The sequence below is a fragment of the Stenotrophomonas sp. Sm10 genome, assembly GCF_030985515.1.
GTDB classification, from domain to species: Bacteria; Pseudomonadota; Gammaproteobacteria; order Xanthomonadales; family Xanthomonadaceae; genus Stenotrophomonas; species Stenotrophomonas hibiscicola.
Genome location: NZ_JAPTFO010000022.1, coordinates 23,513 through 41,163 on the forward strand (window position 1 = coordinate 23,513; position 17,651 = coordinate 41,163).

The window sequence follows — 17,651 nt, forward strand, 5'->3', positions numbered from 1 at the left end:
AGTTGTCTCCTGTCTGTTTCGTTGTTGCCAAGGTTGCTGGCCAGCGGCCGGCACTACCGGGGTTTCCCGCCGTCAGCCGGATTTACCGGGTCAGTCCCGCGAGCGTTCGATGATCACGCCCACCGCGCGCGCGCCGCGCACCGCGCCCGGTTTGCTCAGCTTCAGGCGCAGCCACTTCACGTCGAATTCGTCCAGCACGATCTGCGCGCAGCGCTCTGCCAGCGTCTCGACCAGGCCGAACTCCGACTCGCGCACGAACTGCTCCAGGCGCTTGCTCACCGCCTTGTAGTTCAGGGTATGGGCGATGTCGTCCGTGGCCGCGGGGCGACGGTTGTCGAAGCCCATTTCCAGGTCGAACACCAGGTCCTGGCGGATCCGTCGTTCCCAATCGTAGATACCGATCAGGGCGTCGATCGTCAGCCCTTCGATGAAAACCTTGTCCATTGCGCTTACCGGCACGAATACAGGCGGCCATGGTAACGGCACGGCGGTGAGCCTGCCCGGAACGGGCGGTGGGCCACCGGCGTGGGGCGGCCCGGAAAAAACAAAGGGCCCTGCTAGCGGGGCCCTTTGGTACTACCGTTTGTCCCCAGGGGGAGCTGGAATCCAGCCGCGAGTCCCGGTGGCGCAGGCACGCAGATTAGGCAAGGACCAGATCGCCGGTCAAGGCCAAATCCGACAGGACAGGTCAGGTATTCGTCCGAGGCAAAACGCAGAAAATCAGCCGCGCGGACAAGGACGTTCCCTGATGGTCGCCGCCGCCCACTCTCGCGAACATCGATCCCTCCTTCACCGCACATGACGATGGCTCCATACGATGTACTGCGGCGCGCGTTGTCAGCGGAGCGTCTGTCTACTTACGAGAGAATCGCATCGACCTGCGGCCCCGACGTCACAGCCGAATCCCTCTACCTCTGGAACATGCGGCTGTGCAGTGCACTGATGATGCCGGTCCATCTGTGCGAGGTGGTCACCCGCAACGCTGCGGCAATGGTTCTTGTTCGGCAGCACGGTCCACGTTGGCCCTGGAATGATGCCTTCAGACGCAGGCTGCCAACTTCGTCCAGTACTTCTCCACGCACGGCACTGGAACAACTTGCCAGTCGCGCAAGCGATACACCTGAAATCGTCGCCAACCTGCCTATGGTGTTCTGGCAGCAGCTATTCACATGTCGCTTCGATTCCACGCTGTGGATACCGGCACTCAGCGGAGTCCTGCGCCATGCGCCTTGCGCCCACCCCAGTGTCATCCGGAAAGCCATCCACGCGGATATTGGCCGCATCCGCCACCTGCGCAACCGCATCGCCCATCACGAGCCCATCCTCGAGCGCGACATCGGCGCCGACCTGGCCGCGATCGGGCGGCTGATCCATGCCCGCTGCCCACACACCCTGGGCTGGCTGCAGCGCCATGAGCGGGCGACAACCGTGCTGGCGGCGTCGCCGTTGGCAGTGCATCGGTAATGCGTCCGCCGGGCATGGCCCGACGCTATCGGTTCACACCGCCGGCAGGGTCGCCATGTCCCAGCGCGGGGTCACATCCACCTTCGGCGGGCTGTGCTGGCCAGCCTGCAGCCGCAGCGCGCCAGCGAAGGCGATCATCGCGCCGTTGTCGGTGCACAGTGCAGGCCGCGGGAAGCAGGCGCGGCCGCCGAGGCGCTCGGCCATCTGCTGCAGGCGGGCGCGCAGGCGCTTGTTGGCACCTACACCGCCGGCAACCACGATCACGTTGGTCCCGGCCGCTTCCAGCGCGCGCTCGCACTTGATTGACAGGGTCTCGACCACCGCGTCCTCAAAGCCCCGGGCAATGTTGGCGCGGGTCTGCTCGCTCTGGTCGCTGTCGCGCCAGGCCATCAGGACCTGGGTCTTCAGGCCGGAGAAGCTGAAATCCAGCCCCGGGCGGTCGGTCATCGGCCGCGCGAAGCGGTACGCGCCCGGCGTGCCCTGCTCGGCCAGCCTGGCCAGCTGCGGGCCGCCCGGGTACGGCAGGCCCATCAGCTTGGCGGTCTTGTCGAAGGCCTCGCCAGCCGCATCGTCCAGGGTTTCGCCCAGCAGGCGGTACTGGCCGATCGCGTCCACCGCCACCAGCTGGGTATGGCCACCGGACACCAGCAGCGCCACGAACGGCGCTTCCGGCGGGTCGTCTTCCATCAGCGGAGCCAGCAGGTGGCCTTCCATATGGTGTACGCCGACGGCCGGTACCTCCAGCGCCCAGGCCAGCGATCGGGCCACGCCGGCGCCGACCAGCAACGCGCCGACCAGGCCGGGACCGGCCGTATAGGCGACGCCATCGATATCGCCTACACCCAGACCGGCGTCGGCCAGGGTCTGGCGTACCAGTGGCAGCAGCTTGCGGACGTGGTCGCGGCTGGCCAGTTCGGGCACCACGCCACCGTATTCGGCGTGTAGGGCGATCTGGCTGTAGACCGCATGGGCGCGCAGGGCCGCGCTGCCGGCCAGGTCGGTGTCATACACCGCCACGCCGGTCTCATCACAGGAAGATTCGATGCCAAGGACTCGCATGCCTGCTATTATGACGCCCCTGCCGCCCCCTCGGGGGACGTGCAGATCTCACTGCTTTCGAACCGCCGGCCCGTATTCAGGGTTGGCCGCTTGCAGTTTGTCGATTCGCCGCTATAATGTGCGGCTCGCCGGGCGTGACCCGGTTCTACTGTGTCCCGGAGATTCCATGCCCAGCGTCAAAGTCCGCGAGAACGAGCCCTTCGAGTTTGCTCTTCGCCGCTTCAAGCGCACTTGCGAAAAGGCCGGTGTGCTGGCCGAAACCCGCAAGCGCGAGTTCTACGAAAAGCCGACCCAGGAGCGCAAGCGCAAGGCCGCCGCTGCTGTGAAGCGTCAGCTGCGCCGCTCGTCGCGCGACGTCACCAAGCGTCAGCGCCTGTACTGATCGGACGCATCTTCATTGCGGCGGGCCTGCCCGTTGCGATGGAGCCGAAGCCGGCACGCGCGAGCGTCGCCGGCTTTTTGCGTTTCCGGGTTCGGGCATCCGCCCCGCCCCACCTACCACCACGAGGTTCCTCATGAGCATGAAGCAGCAGCTCACCGAAGACATGAAGGCCGCCATGAAGGCGGGCGAGAAGCACAAGCTGGGCGTGATCCGCCTGATCAATGCCGCCATCAAGCAGCGCGAAGTGGACGAGCGCATCGAGCTGGACGACACCGCCGTGATCGCCGTGCTCGACAAGATGGTCAAGCAGCGCAAGGACTCGGTCAGCCAGTACGAAGCCGCCAACCGCGAAGACCTCGCCGAGATCGAGCGCGCCGAGATCGTGGTCATCGAAGCCTACCTGCCGGCCAAGATGGGCGAAGCCGAGATCGTGGCCGCCATCCAGGCCGCCATCGCCGAGACCGGCGCCTCCGGCCCGGCCGACATGGGCAAGCTGATGGGCGCCCTGAAGCCCAAGCTCGCTGGCCAGGCCGACATGGGCCTGGTGTCCAAGCTGGTCAAGCAGCAGCTGGCGTAATCCGGTACACGGAGTCGGATCCCTTTCGCAACGCGAAAGGGCTCTGGCCCCATTGATGCACCCGCTTCACCGCACCTTCGTCGGTCGCCTGCTACAACCACACCCATGGTTGAACCCGAGCCCAACGTTCCCGTGTCCCTGCACAAGTACCTCAAGCGCCTGCAGGACAGCTTTCCGATGGCGGTGGCCAAGCGCTTCATCGACGTCGACGTGCTGACCCAGGCAGCCTCCGTTTCCTTCTACGCCCTGCTGTCGATGGCACCGCTGCTGGTTCTGCTGCTGTGGTTGACCGCTTCGCTGTACCCGCCGGCACAGCAGGCGCTGGTCGACCAGATCAGCTCGGTGGCCGGCAGCAGTGCTGCGATCGTGGCCGAGACCGTCCTGAAGAACGCCGACAACCAGCCCGACGTCGGCTCGTTGGCAGGGCTGTGGAGCACGCTGCTGCTGTTCGTGGGCGCCACCGCCGTGTTCGCGCAGCTGCAGAACGCACTGAACCTCATCTTCCGCACCAGCGGCGAGCGCCTGGAGGGCCTCAAGGCCTGGCTGCGCAAGCGCGTGTTCTCGTTCGGCGTGGTGCTGGCCCTGGGCTTCCTGCTGATCCTGTCGATGACTGCCACCACGGTACTGCAGGTGGCCTTCGCGCAACTGCCCTCGATCCTCCCCGCGCTGGGTTACGTCACCAGCCTGCTGCTGTACGCGGTGGGGTTCGCTTTCATGTACCACTACCTGCCCGACCGCCGCGTGGCTTGGCGCCAGGCCTTCATCGGCGGTGCCATCACCTCGGCGTTGTTCGCACTGGGCCGCTACGGCATCGGCGTCTACATCGCCACCGTGGCCCCCGGCAGTGCCTACGGCTCGATGGGTGCGCTGGTGATCTCGCTGGTCTGGATCTACTACGCCACCGTCGTGTTCTTCGTTGGCGCCCTGATGACGGCGGTGATCGATGAGCGCCTGCGCGCGCGCCATCACCTGGCCGCAGCCGGCATCGATCCGGCAACCGCCAGCCAGGTGCCCGACAGGGGGTAAACTAGGCCGACCGCCCCCGGTTCCGTCGCGTGGTCCTGCACCGCGCCCTGCCCTGTTGCCCATGGCCCGTATCCCCGACGCTTTCATCGACGACCTGCTCGCCCGCACCGACATCGTCGAGGTGGTGGGCAGCCGCGTGCCGTTGAAGCGCCAGGGCAAGGAATACGCCGCACGCTGCCCGTTCCATGACGAGCGCTCGGCGTCGTTCACGGTCTCGCCCACCAAGCAGTTCTATCACTGCTTCGGCTGCGGCGCGCACGGCACCGCGATCAGCTTCCTGATGAACTACGACCGCCTCGAGTTCCTCGACGCGGTGGATGAGCTGGCCAAGCGTGCCGGCATGGAAGTACCGCGCAACGAAAACCCGCGCAGCCCCCAGCAGCAGGACGACAGCCGCGAGCTGTACTCGGCGCTGGACGCCGCCACCAGGTTCTTCCAGAAGAATCTGGAAGGCAGCGAGAAGGCACGCGCGTATCTGGAAAGCCGTGGCGTGGACGAAGCGAACCGCGCGCGCTTCCAGATCGGCTACGCACCGGATGGCTACAGCGGCCTGCGCGATGCGCTGGGCAAGGACGAGCGCCGCATGAAGCTGCTCGACCGCGCAGGCCTGTTCTCCAAGAATGATCGCGGCCACGTCTACGACAAGTTCCGCGACCGGGTGATGTTCCCGATCTTCGACCGTCGTGGCCGGGTGATCGCCTTCGGCGGGCGCGTGTTCGAGAAGGACGACGGCCCCAAGTACCTCAACTCGCCCGAAACCGCGCTCTTCCACAAGGGCCGCGAACTGTACGGCCTGTGGCAGGTGCGCCAGGCCAACCAGAAGATCGAGCGGTTGATCGTGGTCGAGGGCTACATGGACGTGGTCTCGCTGTTCCAGTTCGGGGTCACCCAGGCGGTGGCCACGCTGGGTACGGCGACCACGCCGGACCACGCCGAGCTGCTGTTCCGCAACGCACCGGACGTGTTCTTCTGCTTCGACGGCGACGCCGCCGGCCGCCGCGCCGGCTGGAAGGCCCTGGAGTCGGTGCTGCCACGCATGAAGGATGGCCGCCAGGCCTTCTTCCTGTTCCTGCCCGATGGCGAAGACCCCGACACCATCGTGCGCAAGGAAGGCGCCGAGGCCTTCAACGAGCGCCTGAAGCAGGCCACGCCGCTGTCGCAGTTCTTCTTCGATGAACTGACCCGCGAGATCAACCTGGGCACGCTGGACGGCAGGGCGCGCCTGGCCGAACGCGCAAAGCCGATGCTGGCGCAGATTCCCGACGGTGCCTTCGGCGACCTGATGAAGCAGCAGCTGGCGCAGCTGACCGGGCTCGGCGGCAACGCCCCGTCTGTGCGCGCGCCGATGCCGCAACGCCAGCCACAGCGGGCGATCCAGCCGGTGGCCAGGCGCAGCCTGGTGCGCGGCGCGATCGCTGTGCTGCTGCAGCAGCCCTCACTGGCGCTGACCCTGGGCGGCCAGCACCACTTCCAGGGCCTTCGCCTGCCCGGTGTGGAACTGCTGCTGGAACTGCTGGGGCTGGTCGAACAGCGCCCGGACATCAGCACCGGCGCCCTGCTGGAACACTTCGACGGCCGCGAGGAACAGGCGTCGCTGCATACGCTGGCCGCTCAGACGCTGCCCGGCACCGAGGCCAGCTGGACCCAGGAACTGCACGATGCTGTGGCCCAGTTGGAGAAACAGCTGCTGGTGCAACGTCTGGAGGAGTTGTTGGCAAAGCAGCGCCAGCAGGGCCTGGATGATACTGACAAGTACGAACTGCGCGAGCTGCTAAAGGCGCGCGCCGGACTGCGCCTGTAGCGGCAGAACGTTTTCATGGAGAGGACCATGCTGCTGCGCCTGACCTGCCTGCTGTTGTTGTCGCTCTGCCTGCCACTGGCGGCCCTGGCCGCAGATGGCCCGCTCAGGGAAGTCCGGCCGGGCCTGTATGCCGGCGGCCAGCCCTCCGCCGCACAACTGCGCGAACTTGCCGCGCAGGGCGTGCGCACCGTGATCGACCTGCGCCAGCCCGGCGAGGACCGGGGGTTCGACGAAACGCGCGTTGCCGAATCATTGGGCCTGCGCTACGTGCGCATTCCGGTGGCCGGTGCCGAGGGGCTCGATGCCGCCAACGTGCGCGCCGTGCACCAGGCCCTGCGGCAGAGCCAGGGGCCTGTGCTGCTGCACTGTACGTCCGGCAACCGCGCCGGCGCCGTGCTCGGCCTGGTCAACGCACGCTACGAACATGCCAGCCCCGAACAGGCCCTTCAGCTGGGCCAGCGTGCTGGCCTGACCTCGCTGGAAGCCGCCACCCGCCAACGCCTGGCCACGCCGGTCACCTCACCCTGAACCCTCCGCACCAAGGACTCTGCCCACCATGACCCGCTGGGGGTCGCGCCTGCGACCGGACAACTTCACCCTCGCCCTGCTGTGCACCGTCGGTCTGGCCTCCCTGCTGCCGATGAAGGGCGCCGCCGCCATCGTCCTCGACGATGTCACCACGGTCGCCATCGCGGCATTGTTCTTCCTGCATGGCGCACGCCTGCCGCGCGAGTCGATCATCGGCGGCATGCTGCACTGGCGGCTGCACCTGACCATCCTGGCCTGCACCTTCCTCCTGTTCCCGCTGCTGGGGCTGATGTTCAAGCCACTGTCGGGCTGGCTGCTGACCCCGGAGCTGTACCTCGGCGTGCTGTTCCTGTGCACCCTGCCCTCCACCGTGCAGTCGTCCATCGCGTTCACCTCGATGGCGCATGGCAACGTGCCCGCAGCGGTGTGCAGCGCCTCGCTGTCGAGCATCCTCGGCGTGTTCCTGACCCCGCTGCTGCTGACCGCGCTGGCCGGTACTTCCGGCGGCGTGCATGACCCGCTGCATGCGATCGGCGGCATCATGCTGCAGCTGCTGGTGCCGTTCGTGGCGGGCCACCTGCTGCGGCCGTGGATCGCCGGCTGGGTGGAACGCCAGCGCGCGCTGCTGCGCTACACCGACCAGGCCACCATCCTGCTGGTGGTGTACTCGGCGTTCGGTGAAGCGGTGACTGAAGGCCTGTGGAGCAAGACGCCGCTGCTCTCGCTGCTGGCCGTGGCGGTCGTGGCCGCCGTGCTGCTGGGCATCGCCATGCCGCTGATCACCTTCATCGCCCGCCGCCTGCGCTTCAACCGCGAGGACGAGATCGCCATCGTGTTCTGCGGCTCGAAGAAGAGCCTGGCCACCGGCGTGCCGATTGCCAAGGTGCTGTTCGCCGGCGGCAGCCTCGGCGCGATCGTGCTACCGGTGATGATCTACCACCAGATCCAGCTGATCGTCTGCGGCGTGATCGCGCAGCGCTACGCGCGACGCAAGCCCTGACCCGATGGGGAGAACATCCACGCATGGCGTGGATCTACTGCAGAGCCGAGCCCACGCTCGGCTGACACCTGTGATCCGGAGTAGATCCACGCCATGCATGGATGGCTTGCCTGACGCTACGGATCCACCAGCGTCCCGACGCTCAGTTCCGGCATCCATACCCATAGGTCGTACGGCCGTTCCGCACCGGCAGCGACCCGCGGCCCCGTGGCAACCTGCTCTCGAAGTGGCCGCGCCATGCAACCGCCCGCGCATCCCCACGTCTGACCACGTTGCGCGCCCAACCGTACGCTGTAGATATCCAGGTCCCGCAGCTGCGACGCCATCGGATGCATCTGCATTTCCGGCGGCATACCTTGCGGCCTTTGCAGCATCGCGTGCACGTTACCAGTCAGCACCAGCATGCGCGCACTGGCCGGTAGGCCTCGATTGAGCCGCCGCAACTCGGCTGCCATGAGGTCATCGCGTACCTGGTTGCCGCCTTTGCTGGCGTTGACGTCATAGCCAACGACGTCGATCACACGTCCCTGCGACTTCAGCACGCGTAGGCTTTCGATCATCGCCAGCATGTCACGGCTGCGGCGACCATCATGCTGGTCATCGCGCACGGTCCAGAACGCGCGGCCGCGCAGGTGCCGGCGCGCCGTGGCCCCGCCATCGGATTCCAGATAGCCGCGCAGCACAGGGTTCTCGGCGCGTGGCAGTTCCAGCGCCAGCAGGACCGGGCCGTTGCGGCTGTAGTCGTCCACCAGCTGGCGTACCAGCAATGGGGTCTCGCGGGTGCCGTGGAATTCGCCCAGTACCAGCAGGCGGTGCTCACCGGCATGCTGGCGGATCTGCGCGGCGGTGTCATCGGCATGCGCGGTGAGGGCCACACCCAGCGCCAGCAGCAGCGCAGCGGTCCAACGGAAGATCGAATGCATCCCTGCGCCTTCCTTTCCTTTGCGGTCAGGAACAGCAATGGCGACGCCGCTGGAAGAGATCAAGTGTAGAGCCGAGCCCACGCTCGGCTGCTCTTCCAACCACCCCTCAGCCGAGCATGAGCTCGGCTCTACAGGTGGCGCTTTACAACCAGGGCAGGATCCAGTGGTCCACCAGCAGGAAGGCGAACAGCGCCATCAGGTAGACGATGGAGTAATAGAACATCTTCATCGAGAACAATTCGTCCGGCGGGTTGAGCATGCGCCAGGCGTACCAGAGGAACACGGCGTTGAGCACGATCGCGCCGCCCAGGTAGAACGCACCGCTCATGCCCACCAGGTACGGCAGCAGGCAGACCAGCGCCAGCACCACCGAATACACCATGATCTGCTTGCGGGTGTGCGCCACGCCGTGGGTCACTGGCAGCATCGGGATCTCCGCCTTCGCGTAGTCCTCGCGGCGGAAGATCGCCAGCGCCCAGAAGTGCGGCGGGGTCCAGATGAAGATGATCAGCACCAGCAGCGACGAATACGCCCAGTCCGACGAACCCTGCATGCCGGTCACCGCGGCCCAGCCCAGCATCGGTGGCATCGCGCCGGCCAGGCCACCGATGACGATGTTCTGCGAGGTCGCACGCTTGAGGTACACGGTGTAGATCACCGCGTAGCCGATCAGCGAGGCGAAGGTCAGCACGGCGGTGATCAGGTTCACCCACAGCACCAGGATGGTCATCGACAGCACGATCAGCACGCCGGCGAACACCAGCACCTGCCATGGCTTGACCTTGCCGACCACCAGCGGGCGCCACGACGTGCGTGCCATCTGCGCATCGATGTGCGCATCCAGCAGCTGGTTGATCGCGGCGGCCGCCGAAGCGGCCAGCCAGATGCCGAGGAAGCCGAGCAGGCCGGCGCGCACCTGCTCCCAGCTGGGCACGCCCGGGATAGCCAGGACCATGCCGACCAGGGCGGTGAAGACGATCAGGGCAACGACCTTGGGCTTGGTCAGGTCCCAGTACTGGCGGTAATTGGAAAACATGGAGTCAGTCCGGGGCGCGCAGGCGGGCCAGCAGGCTGACCAGCACGAACAACAGGGCAACGGCCACGCCGTTGTGGGCCACGGCCACTTCCAGTGGCAGCGCCAGCTTCACATTGAGGATGCCGAGGGTGACCTGCAACACCAGCAGCGCGATCAGCGCGCTGGCCCAGCCGCGCATGCTCGGCAAACGGAACAGGCGCACGCCCAGCCACAGCAGGTAGACGGCCACCACCACGGCGAACAGGCGATGGGCCATCTGGATGGCGATACGCGAGGCTCCATCGAGCACGCCGCCTTCGTAATCCACGCCGATGCCACGCCACAGCGTGAAGCCTTCGACGAAGTTGTGCTGCGGCCACCACTGGTTGGCGCAGCGCGGGAAGTTGTCCAGCGAGGCGCTGCCACCGCCGCAGGCCAGCGCCGCGTAGTTGGCGCTGACCCAGCCGCCCAGGGCGATCTGGGTGACCAGCACGGCCAGGCCGATGCGCAGCAGCCACTTCAGCTTCGGCGCCTCGGCCAGGGTGATCGGCATGTGCGTGGCACGCCACGCCATCCAGGCCAGCAGCGCGAACATCAGCATGCCGCCCAGCAGGTGCCCCATCACCACGATGGGCTTGAGCAGCAGGGTCACCGTCCACATGCCCAGCAGGGCCTGGAAGATCACCACCGCCAGGGTCAGCAGTGCAGCGCGTGCCAGGTCGATGTTGCTCCAGCGCAGCGCGGCGATCAGCAGGATCGCCTCGCCGACCAGAGCCAAGGTACTGGCGGTGCCATGCCAGCCCATCATGTACAGCGGTATGCCGGCGGCCACCAGCACGCAGGCGGTCACCACCGCCGTGCTTCCGAATCGCCGCTTGCGCGTGGCCAGCAGCGCCAGGGTCAGGATCTCGATGCCCAGTGCGCCGGCCAGGAACCGGTGCACCTGTTCACGCCAGGCCTTGTGGGTCTCCAGCGGGCGGATCTCCGCCGCCGGGTGGCCGATGGTCTCTTCCACGTGCTGCGGCCAGGTGGCCTGGCCATAGCAGGTCGGCCAGTCCGGGCAGCTCAGGCCGGCATCGGACAGACGCACGAAGGCGCCGAACATGATCGTGCTCGCCGTCATGATCATGGCGAACCACGCCAGGCGGTGGAAATTGCGGTGCAGCGCCGGACGCGCGGAAAGGCTCATCAAACGGGACTCACTTCAGTTTCAGCAACGTGGCCATGTCCTTGCGCAGGCCGCCCAGATCACTACCGGGGGCATGGCGCATGATCACGAAGCCGTTCGGATCGATCACGTAGACCGGCGGTCCAGCCGGATCATCGACGCCGGGCAGCGCCGCGCGCAGGGCTGGCGACGGAGCCAGCGGCCGCAGCGCGGGCAGCGAGGCGATCGACGCCGGTGGCGTTCCCAGCCACAGGATCTCGACATTATCGGCGTTATGGCCGAACAGCTGCCACACCTTGCCCAGTCCCTGCGACAAAGTGACGCACGGCGCGTCGCAGGCGCCGGACGGTGCCACCAGCAGGCGCCAGGTACGGGCTTCGGGGTTCCACGGGTAGGGCTGGCCGTTGGCCAGGGTTGGTGCCTGCTGGCGCAGGTCCACGGGCGGCTTCAGCAGCTGGCCGGCATTGCGGTGCCCTGTGGGCTGCCAGCCAGAGAAGCGCAGCACGGCGGCCAGCGCCATCGCCCCGAAGAACACGGCAAACAGCAGCACCAGGGTCCGGCGGCCGGAGCCGCGCGCCTGCGGGGACGTAGCAGTGTTCATGCGGGGCATTTTCTCATGGTTGGGTAAACGATGCCGGTAGTGCCGGCCGCTGGCCGGCATCCAGGAATGCGGGGGTTGCCGGCCAGCGGGCGGCACTACCGGGCAGCACGGCGCCTGCGCCAGTCCAGTACCAGCGCGACCACCAGCACGGTCAGGGCCAGGCCGAACCACTGCACGGCGTAGCCCAGGTGGCGTTGCGGCGGCAGCGTGTTCGGCAGCAGGTCCAGGTCGCGTTCGTCGCCGAAGGGCAGCGCCGGGTCCAGGCGCAGGACGCGTTCCGGCAACGCCGGCACACCCAGTGCTGCGGCCAGGCCCTCGGCCGGCAACCGGCTGGCCAGCCAGCGCCCCGCCTCACTGGTGGCAGAAAATGCCGGCCCCAGCACCAGTCCCGCCGACGGTGGCGGCGCGAGCAACCCGCGCACGGCCACCGGCGAAGGCGGCGACGGCACCTCCGGAAGCGTGCGATCCGGCGGCAGCGCGCGCCAGCCCAGATCGACCAGCAGCACGCTGCCCTCGTCACTGCGGAAGGGGCGATAGATCTTCACGCCGGCGCGACCATGCCGGATCTGGTTGTCCAGCAGCACCACGCCAGGCAGGAAGCGGCCATGGTCGGCCACGCCATGCAACGCGCCCGGTGCGGCCAGCGCCTGGGCCAGCGACAGCGTCTGAGCCACGGCTGGACCCTGTGCATCCAACATTGCCTGTTTGGCATGCATGCGCTGCAGCTGCCACAGCCCCAATGCGGTGAATCCGGCCATCGCCAGCACGGCCAGCATCCATCCGAACACGCGCGTGTGCTGGCGCGTCATGACAAGTCCGCGCAAACGCGGTCAGATAGGCATATCCACCCTGCCCTCGAGCCGCGCATGAGTGATTCGCTGAAGACCCTGCTGGTAATCGCGTTTCTGATCGTCATCGTCTGGAATCTGGGCGCCGGCCTGTACTACCTGCTGGTCGACCGCGGCCAGACCAAGCGCACGGTCAACGCGCTGACACGTCGCATCGCGGTGTCGGTGGCATTGATCGTACTGGTGATCGTGAGCATCTACATGGGCTGGATCAAGCCGCACGGCGTCGGCGGCTGAGGCCACCGATGCGTGCGCGGTCAAAGCACGTAGACGAACAGGAACAGCATCAGCCACACCACGTCGACGAAGTGCCAGTACCACGCGGCGGCTTCGAAACCGAAATGGTTGTCGCGGGTGAAGTGTCCCTTGGCCGAACGCAGCCACATCACGATCAGCATGATCGTGCCCAGCAGCACGTGCGCGCCGTGGAAGCCGGTCAGCATGAAAAAGGTTGAACCGTAGATGCCCGAGCCGAGCGTCAGGTTCAGTTCCTTGTAGGCGTGGATGTACTCCTCCGCCTGCAGGGTCAGGAAGCCTAGCCCGAGCACCACGGTCAGGCCCAGCCAGATCAGCAGCTGGCGGCGGTTGCCGGCCTTCAGCGCGTGGTGGGCGATGGTCAAGGTCACGCCGGAGGTGAGCAGGATCAGCGTATTGATCAGCGGCAGGCCCCAGGCCGGGATGGTCTGGAACGCGCCACCGATCGCCGCCGGCCCGTTGGTCGGCCAGCCGGCGGAATAACCCTGCCAGAGCAGCTCGTTGGTCATCACCCCGCGGCCTTCGCCGCTCAGCCACGACAGGCCCAGATTGCGGGTGTAGAACAGCGCGCCAAAGAAGGCGCCGAAGAACATCACTTCGGAGAAGATGAACCAGATCATCCCCATCCGGAACGAGCCATCGACCTGCTGGTTGTAGTTGCCGGCCTGCGATTCGCGCACCACGTCGCTGAACCACCAGAACAATGTCAGCACCAGCATCGCGATACCGATGTAGAACGTCCAGCGCCCCCAGCTGGCATCGTTGAGCCAGCTGGCCACGCCCACCATGGTCACCATCATCGCGATGGAGCCCACGAACGGCCATTTGCTCTGGGCCGGGACGAAGTACACGTTGGCGTCGGTCGGTGTCTGGGCCATGTCGGTATCCGGGTCAGGGTGCGGCGTGCGCGCCGTCCGAGGTGGCGGCCGGGGCCAGCCGATCGGACAGCGCGTCGTTGCGGTAGAAGGTGTAGGACAAGGTGATCGTCTTGATCTCCGGCGGCAGGTCCGGATCGACGATGAAACGCACCGGCATGTCGCGCTTCTCGCCGGCCTGCAGCGTCTGCGCGGTGAAACAGAAACATTCGGTCTTGCTGAAGAAGCCCGAGGCACGCGCCGGCGCCACCGAAGGCACCGCACTGCCGACCACCGCCTGCTGGCTGTCGTTGCGGGCGAAGTACAGCGCCTCGTTGAGTTCGCCGGGCACCACATCCATGGTCAGCTGCTCGGGATGGAACGACCACGGCAGGCGCGAATTGACGCCGCCATCGAACTCCACCCGCACGGTGCGCTTGCCAGCTGCAGCACCCGTACTGGCTTCACCACCCGGGCCGCGTTCCAGGCGCACGCCGAATACCTTTTCGCAGGCAATGCGGTACAGCGGCACCAGCGAGAAGGTCAGCAGGAACACCGCCACCGCCACGCCGATCAGGCGCGGCAGCCCGGCACTGCGAGACGGTGTGCTGGCTGGCGCCTCGCTCATCGGCCGATCACCCCGCTGAGGATGAAGCCGACGTAGACCAGCACCGCGATGGCGCCGACCCACATCGCCGTGCGCCTGGCGCGCTGGCGCTGCTGTTCGATGCCGTTTTCCGGGGCGTCGCCCGGGCTGTTGTAGAGCCGAGCCATGCTCGGCTGCTCCACGTCAGCCGAGCATGACTCGGCTCTACAGGTTTGCAGTGGGCTCTCGTTATGCATGCCCCACCTCAATGCGTGATGTCGTCATGCGCCAGATCGCCCGGGCGGATGGTCGGCGGCGTGGTGAAGGTATGCGCCGGTGCCGGCGACGGCAGCGTCCACTCCAGCCCGCGTGCACCTTCCCAGCTGCGTGCTTCGGCCTTCTCACCGCTGCGCAGCGACGACAGCAGGATCGCGGCCATCATGAACGGGGTGACGAACATGCCGAACGCACCGATCGAGCTGATCAGGTTCCAGTCGGCAAACGCCACGCTGTAGTCGGGAATGCGGCGCGGCATGCCGGCCAGGCCGAGGAAATGCTGCGGGAAGAACAACAGGTTGACGAATACGATCGACCACCAGAAGTGCACCTTGGCCCACTTCTCGCTGTACATCCGCCCGGTCCACTTCGGCCACCAGTAGTACACCGCGGCGATCAGCGCGAACACCGCACCGGTCACCAGCACGTAGTGGAAGTGGGCGACCACGAAGTAGGTGTCGTGGTACTGGAAGTCGGCGGCGACGATCGCCAGCATCAGGCCGGAGAAGCCACCGATGGTGAACAGGATGACGAAGGCCACCGACCACAGCATCGGTGCCTCGAACGTCAGCGAGCCACGCCACATGGTGCTGACCCAGTTGAACACCTTCACGCCGGTCGGGATCGAGATCAGCATGGTGGCGAACATGAAGTAGATCTCGCCGCCCAGCGGCATGCCCACGGTGAACATGTGGTGGGCCCAGACGATGAACGACAGGAACGCGATCGCGGCGGTGGCGTACACCATCGCCTGGTAGCCGAACAGCGGCTTGCGGCTGAAGGTCGGGATGATCTCGCTGACCACGCCGAAGGCGGGCAGGATCATGATGTAGACCTCGGGATGGCCGAAGAACCAGAAGATGTGCTGGTACATCACCGGGTCACCGCCACCGGCGGCATTGAAGAAGCTGGTGCCGAAGAACTTGTCGGTCAGCAGCATGGTCACCGCACCGGCCAGCACCGGCATCACCGCGATCAGCAGGAAGGCGGTGATCAGCCAGGCCCAGCAGAAGATCGGCATCTTCAGCAGGTCGATGCCCGGCGCGCGCATGTTCAGCACAGTGGCGATGATGTTGATCGCACCCATGATCGAACTGATGCCGGCCACGTGGATGGCGAACACGCTGAAGGCCACGTTGTAGCCGCCCTGCAGCGACAGCGGCGGATACAGCGTCCAGCCACCCGCCGGGGCACCACCGGGTAGGAACAGGGTCAGCAGCAGCAGGCTGAAAGCCACCGGCAGCAACCAGAACGACCAGTTGTTCATGCGCGGCAGCGCCATGTCCGGCGCGCCGATCTGCAGCGGGATCATCCAGTTGGCCAGGCCGACAAACGCCGGCATCACGCCACCGAAGATCATCACCAGCGCATGCACGGTGGTCATCTGGTTGAAGAACTCGGGCTTGACGAACTGCAGGCCCGGCTGCGCCAGCTCGGCGCGGATCACCACGCTCATCGCCGCGCCGATGATGAACATGATGAAGCTGAAACCGAGGTACAGCGTGCCGATGTCCTTGTGGTTGGTCGAGAAGAACCAACGCTCGAAGAAGCTCTGGTGGTGATGGTGATCGTCGTGCCCAACTGCCGAGTGCGCCATTGCAAAACACCTCTCAGAATCGGTTGTCACCACGGCCGCGAGCGGCCGCGGGCTTTACATCACGCTCCGCTGGCCGCGCTGGCAGGCGCGCTGCCCGCTTCGGCAGCAGCAGGCGCAGCCGGTGCCTCGCCCGCCGGTGCAGTCGGTTCGGCAGGTGCCGCAGGCGTGGCGGGCTCGGCGGGCGGCGCCGGCTTGCGCTGCGCCAGCCACTTCCTGAAGTCCTCCTTGGACACCGCCTCGACCACGATCGGCATGAAGCCATGGTCTTTGCCGCACAGCTCGGCGCACTGGCCGCGGTAGACACCGGGCTGCTCGATGCGGGTCCAGGCTTCGTTGATGAAGCCGGGGATGGCGTCCTGCTTCCAGCCCAGCGCCGGCACCCACCAGGCGTGGATCACATCATCGGAAGTGATGACGAACCGCACCTTGGTATCGACCGGCAGCACCAGGCGGTTGTCGACATCCAGCAGGTAGTGCGGATGGCTTTCGCGGGTCGGCACGATGCCACTCTGCCGCACGCGGTCGGACTCGCGGTCCAGGCGGCTGGTGAAGGTGACGTTCTCGCCAAGGTATTCGTATTTCCACATCCACTGGTAGCCGGTGACCTTCACCGTCATCTCGGCATCGCGGGTGTCGTACATCTTGATCAGGTTGGCGGTGGCCGGCCAGGCCATCACGATCAGGATGATCACCGGGATCACCGTCCAGATTACTTCGGCCTTGGTGTTGTGGCTGAAGGTGGCGGCGACCGCGCCCTTGGATTTGCGGAACTTGAAGATGGCATAGGCCATCGCGCCGAACACGATGACGCCGATCACCGTGCAGATGATCAACGAGAGATTGTTCGATTCCCAGGCCAGGCGCGAGGTCTGGGTCACCCCCTTGCCCATGTTCAGCTGCCACGGCTTGGGATCGGCCGCCTGGGCCCAGGCCAACGCCGGCATCAGTCCCCCGGTCGCCAGCACTGCGGCAACCGCGTTCACGCACTTCGTGCCCCACCTGCTGCTTTGCTTCATTGCCTAGACCCTTAGCGTCGTCGGTTGCCGCCATCGCTGGCGGCGAGCAAGCTTTCAAGTGTCTCTGCAAGCGTCTGACGTTCGGCCGGCGCGAGGAAACTCCCCACCTCCACCTGCCGGCCGCTGGACGCCAGCCGGACCCTCTCATCGTCGGTGAGCAGGCGCACCCAATGGGGGTGGGCCCGGAACACCGGCGATCCACCGGGTACGGGGATGACCTCCACGTACGCCGGCACTACCCGGATCTCCTCCTGCCGTTCACCGCTGCGCCACAAGGCACGCAGCGCCGCCGCCAGCACCAGGCTGTACAGCAGCGCGAACAGGGGGGCGAACGCATTGCCGGCCCACCACCCGAGGGCGGACACCAGCCACATCGCACCCGACAACACGGTGAACAACAGGACGAACTGCCGGGCATCGAGCGCCCGTGGGGGACGCAGCCGCAGCTGCGTACCTGACCCATCCGGAGCTGGAAGCACCTCGATCATGTCGCAACCGCGTTCCTGCCGCGGGAAACGTCTCGATGGTAGCCCCGCCCTCTCGCCGGTAGCAAGGGTGCATTCACACTTTTTCCGATGCTGCAACACAGCATGCGGTCGGCGGCACGGATGACGAATTCAGCACAAATATCGCCGGGTTTGCTGAACACGCCGAATCCACCACCGTTAGTGGCTA

The 17,651-nt window shown here is 66.4% G+C and carries 21 protein-coding genes; 8 read left to right on the top strand and 13 right to left on the bottom strand.

The window, feature by feature from the left end; translation table 11 throughout:
• Positions 1-90: 90 nt before the first annotated feature.
• A complete protein-coding gene (gene folB / locus O0J15_RS08545) occupies positions 91-444 on the bottom strand; it encodes a dihydroneopterin aldolase (protein ID WP_005415016.1) in 354 nt (117 codons plus the stop codon).
• Between the two features lie 354 nt (positions 445-798).
• On the opposite strand from folB, the gene O0J15_RS08550 reads away from it, so the two are divergent.
• Positions 799-1,464: a hypothetical protein gene (locus O0J15_RS08550; RefSeq protein WP_021202940.1), complete on the top strand. Its 666-nt coding sequence runs from the start codon at positions 799-801 to the stop codon at positions 1,462-1,464.
• A 33-nt stretch (positions 1,465-1,497) separates the two neighbouring features.
• Here O0J15_RS08550 and tsaD read toward each other — a convergent pair whose 3' ends face one another.
• Positions 1,498-2,523 (bottom strand): tRNA (adenosine(37)-N6)-threonylcarbamoyltransferase complex transferase subunit TsaD, encoded by a 1,026-nt coding sequence (gene tsaD / locus O0J15_RS08555; RefSeq protein ID WP_005415014.1) that lies wholly within the window; start codon positions 2,521-2,523, stop codon positions 1,498-1,500.
• A 166-nt stretch (positions 2,524-2,689) separates the two neighbouring features.
• Here tsaD and rpsU point away from each other — a divergent pair, with 166 nt between their 5' ends.
• The 6 genes from rpsU to O0J15_RS08585 all read left to right on the top strand — a co-directional run bounded on the left by rpsU (position 2,690) and on the right by O0J15_RS08585 (position 7,837).
• Positions 2,690-2,905, top strand: coding sequence for a 30S ribosomal protein S21 (gene rpsU, locus O0J15_RS08560; protein ID WP_002808376.1), 216 nt, complete (start codon positions 2,690-2,692; stop codon positions 2,903-2,905).
• A gap of 133 nt (positions 2,906-3,038) precedes the next feature.
• Positions 3,039-3,482 (top strand): GatB/YqeY domain-containing protein, encoded by a 444-nt coding sequence (locus O0J15_RS08565; RefSeq protein ID WP_005415013.1) that lies wholly within the window; start codon positions 3,039-3,041, stop codon positions 3,480-3,482.
• A gap of 105 nt (positions 3,483-3,587) precedes the next feature.
• Entirely contained in the window at positions 3,588-4,508 is a 921-nt protein-coding gene (locus O0J15_RS08570; RefSeq protein WP_164144983.1) for a YihY/virulence factor BrkB family protein, read from the top strand.
• 61 nt (positions 4,509-4,569) lie between these two features.
• Positions 4,570-6,309, top strand: a complete 1,740-nt coding sequence (gene dnaG / locus O0J15_RS08575) for a DNA primase (protein WP_171953317.1) — start codon at positions 4,570-4,572, stop codon at positions 6,307-6,309.
• Between the two features lie 27 nt (positions 6,310-6,336).
• Entirely contained in the window at positions 6,337-6,837 is a 501-nt protein-coding gene (locus tag O0J15_RS08580; RefSeq protein WP_308305491.1) for a protein tyrosine phosphatase family protein, read from the top strand.
• Between the two features lie 28 nt (positions 6,838-6,865).
• Positions 6,866-7,837 (top strand): bile acid:sodium symporter family protein, encoded by a 972-nt coding sequence (locus tag O0J15_RS08585; RefSeq protein ID WP_308305492.1) that lies wholly within the window; start codon positions 6,866-6,868, stop codon positions 7,835-7,837.
• Between the two features lie 116 nt (positions 7,838-7,953).
• On the opposite strand, the gene O0J15_RS08590 is transcribed toward O0J15_RS08585, so the two are convergent.
• The 5 genes from O0J15_RS08590 to O0J15_RS08610 form a co-directional block, all read right to left on the bottom strand.
• Positions 7,954-8,760 (bottom strand): calcium-binding protein, encoded by an 807-nt coding sequence (locus O0J15_RS08590; RefSeq protein ID WP_134735028.1) that lies wholly within the window; start codon positions 8,758-8,760, stop codon positions 7,954-7,956.
• 142 nt (positions 8,761-8,902) lie between these two features.
• Positions 8,903-9,796, bottom strand: coding sequence for a heme o synthase (gene cyoE, locus O0J15_RS08595; RefSeq protein ID WP_111127774.1), 894 nt, complete (start codon positions 9,794-9,796; stop codon positions 8,903-8,905).
• 4 nt (positions 9,797-9,800) lie between these two features.
• Positions 9,801-10,964: a heme A synthase gene (locus tag O0J15_RS08600; protein ID WP_164144979.1), complete on the bottom strand. Its 1,164-nt coding sequence runs from the start codon at positions 10,962-10,964 to the stop codon at positions 9,801-9,803.
• Between the two features lie 10 nt (positions 10,965-10,974).
• Entirely contained in the window at positions 10,975-11,544 is a 570-nt protein-coding gene (locus O0J15_RS08605) for a hypothetical protein (protein WP_134735030.1), read from the bottom strand.
• A 95-nt stretch (positions 11,545-11,639) separates the two neighbouring features.
• The gene (locus O0J15_RS08610) at positions 11,640-12,353 is read right to left on the bottom strand and encodes an SURF1 family protein (protein ID WP_308305493.1); all 714 of its coding nucleotides are present in this window, start codon (positions 12,351-12,353) and stop codon (positions 11,640-11,642) included.
• Positions 12,354-12,410: 57 nt separating this feature from the next.
• On the opposite strand from O0J15_RS08610, the gene O0J15_RS08615 reads away from it, so the two are divergent.
• Positions 12,411-12,629, top strand: coding sequence for a twin transmembrane helix small protein (locus O0J15_RS08615; protein WP_049416782.1), 219 nt, complete (start codon positions 12,411-12,413; stop codon positions 12,627-12,629).
• 20 nt (positions 12,630-12,649) lie between these two features.
• Here O0J15_RS08615 and O0J15_RS08620 read toward each other — a convergent pair whose 3' ends face one another.
• The 6 genes from O0J15_RS08620 to O0J15_RS08645 all read right to left on the bottom strand — a co-directional run bounded on the left by O0J15_RS08620 (position 12,650) and on the right by O0J15_RS08645 (position 17,464).
• On the bottom strand, positions 12,650-13,525 hold the full coding sequence (locus O0J15_RS08620; protein ID WP_251103143.1) for a cytochrome c oxidase subunit 3: 876 nt from the start codon (positions 13,523-13,525) through the stop codon (positions 12,650-12,652).
• Between the two features lie 13 nt (positions 13,526-13,538).
• Complete coding sequence (locus tag O0J15_RS08625) at positions 13,539-14,129, bottom strand: cytochrome c oxidase assembly protein (protein WP_019662223.1); 591 nt, start codon at positions 14,127-14,129, stop codon at positions 13,539-13,541.
• The gene (locus O0J15_RS08630) at positions 14,126-14,275 is read right to left on the bottom strand and encodes a hypothetical protein (RefSeq protein ID WP_021202929.1); all 150 of its coding nucleotides are present in this window, start codon (positions 14,273-14,275) and stop codon (positions 14,126-14,128) included. The genes O0J15_RS08625 and O0J15_RS08630 overlap by 4 nt, the downstream gene beginning before the upstream one ends.
• A gap of 77 nt (positions 14,276-14,352) precedes the next feature.
• Positions 14,353-15,960, bottom strand: a complete 1,608-nt coding sequence (ctaD, locus tag O0J15_RS08635) for a cytochrome c oxidase subunit I (protein ID WP_111102237.1) — start codon at positions 15,958-15,960, stop codon at positions 14,353-14,355.
• 59 nt (positions 15,961-16,019) lie between these two features.
• Positions 16,020-16,976, bottom strand: a complete 957-nt coding sequence (gene coxB, locus O0J15_RS08640) for a cytochrome c oxidase subunit II (RefSeq protein ID WP_134731209.1) — start codon at positions 16,974-16,976, stop codon at positions 16,020-16,022.
• An 11-nt stretch (positions 16,977-16,987) separates the two neighbouring features.
• Positions 16,988-17,464, bottom strand: coding sequence for a DUF2244 domain-containing protein (locus tag O0J15_RS08645; RefSeq protein WP_021202927.1), 477 nt, complete (start codon positions 17,462-17,464; stop codon positions 16,988-16,990).
• Between the last annotated feature and the right edge of the window lie 187 nt (positions 17,465-17,651).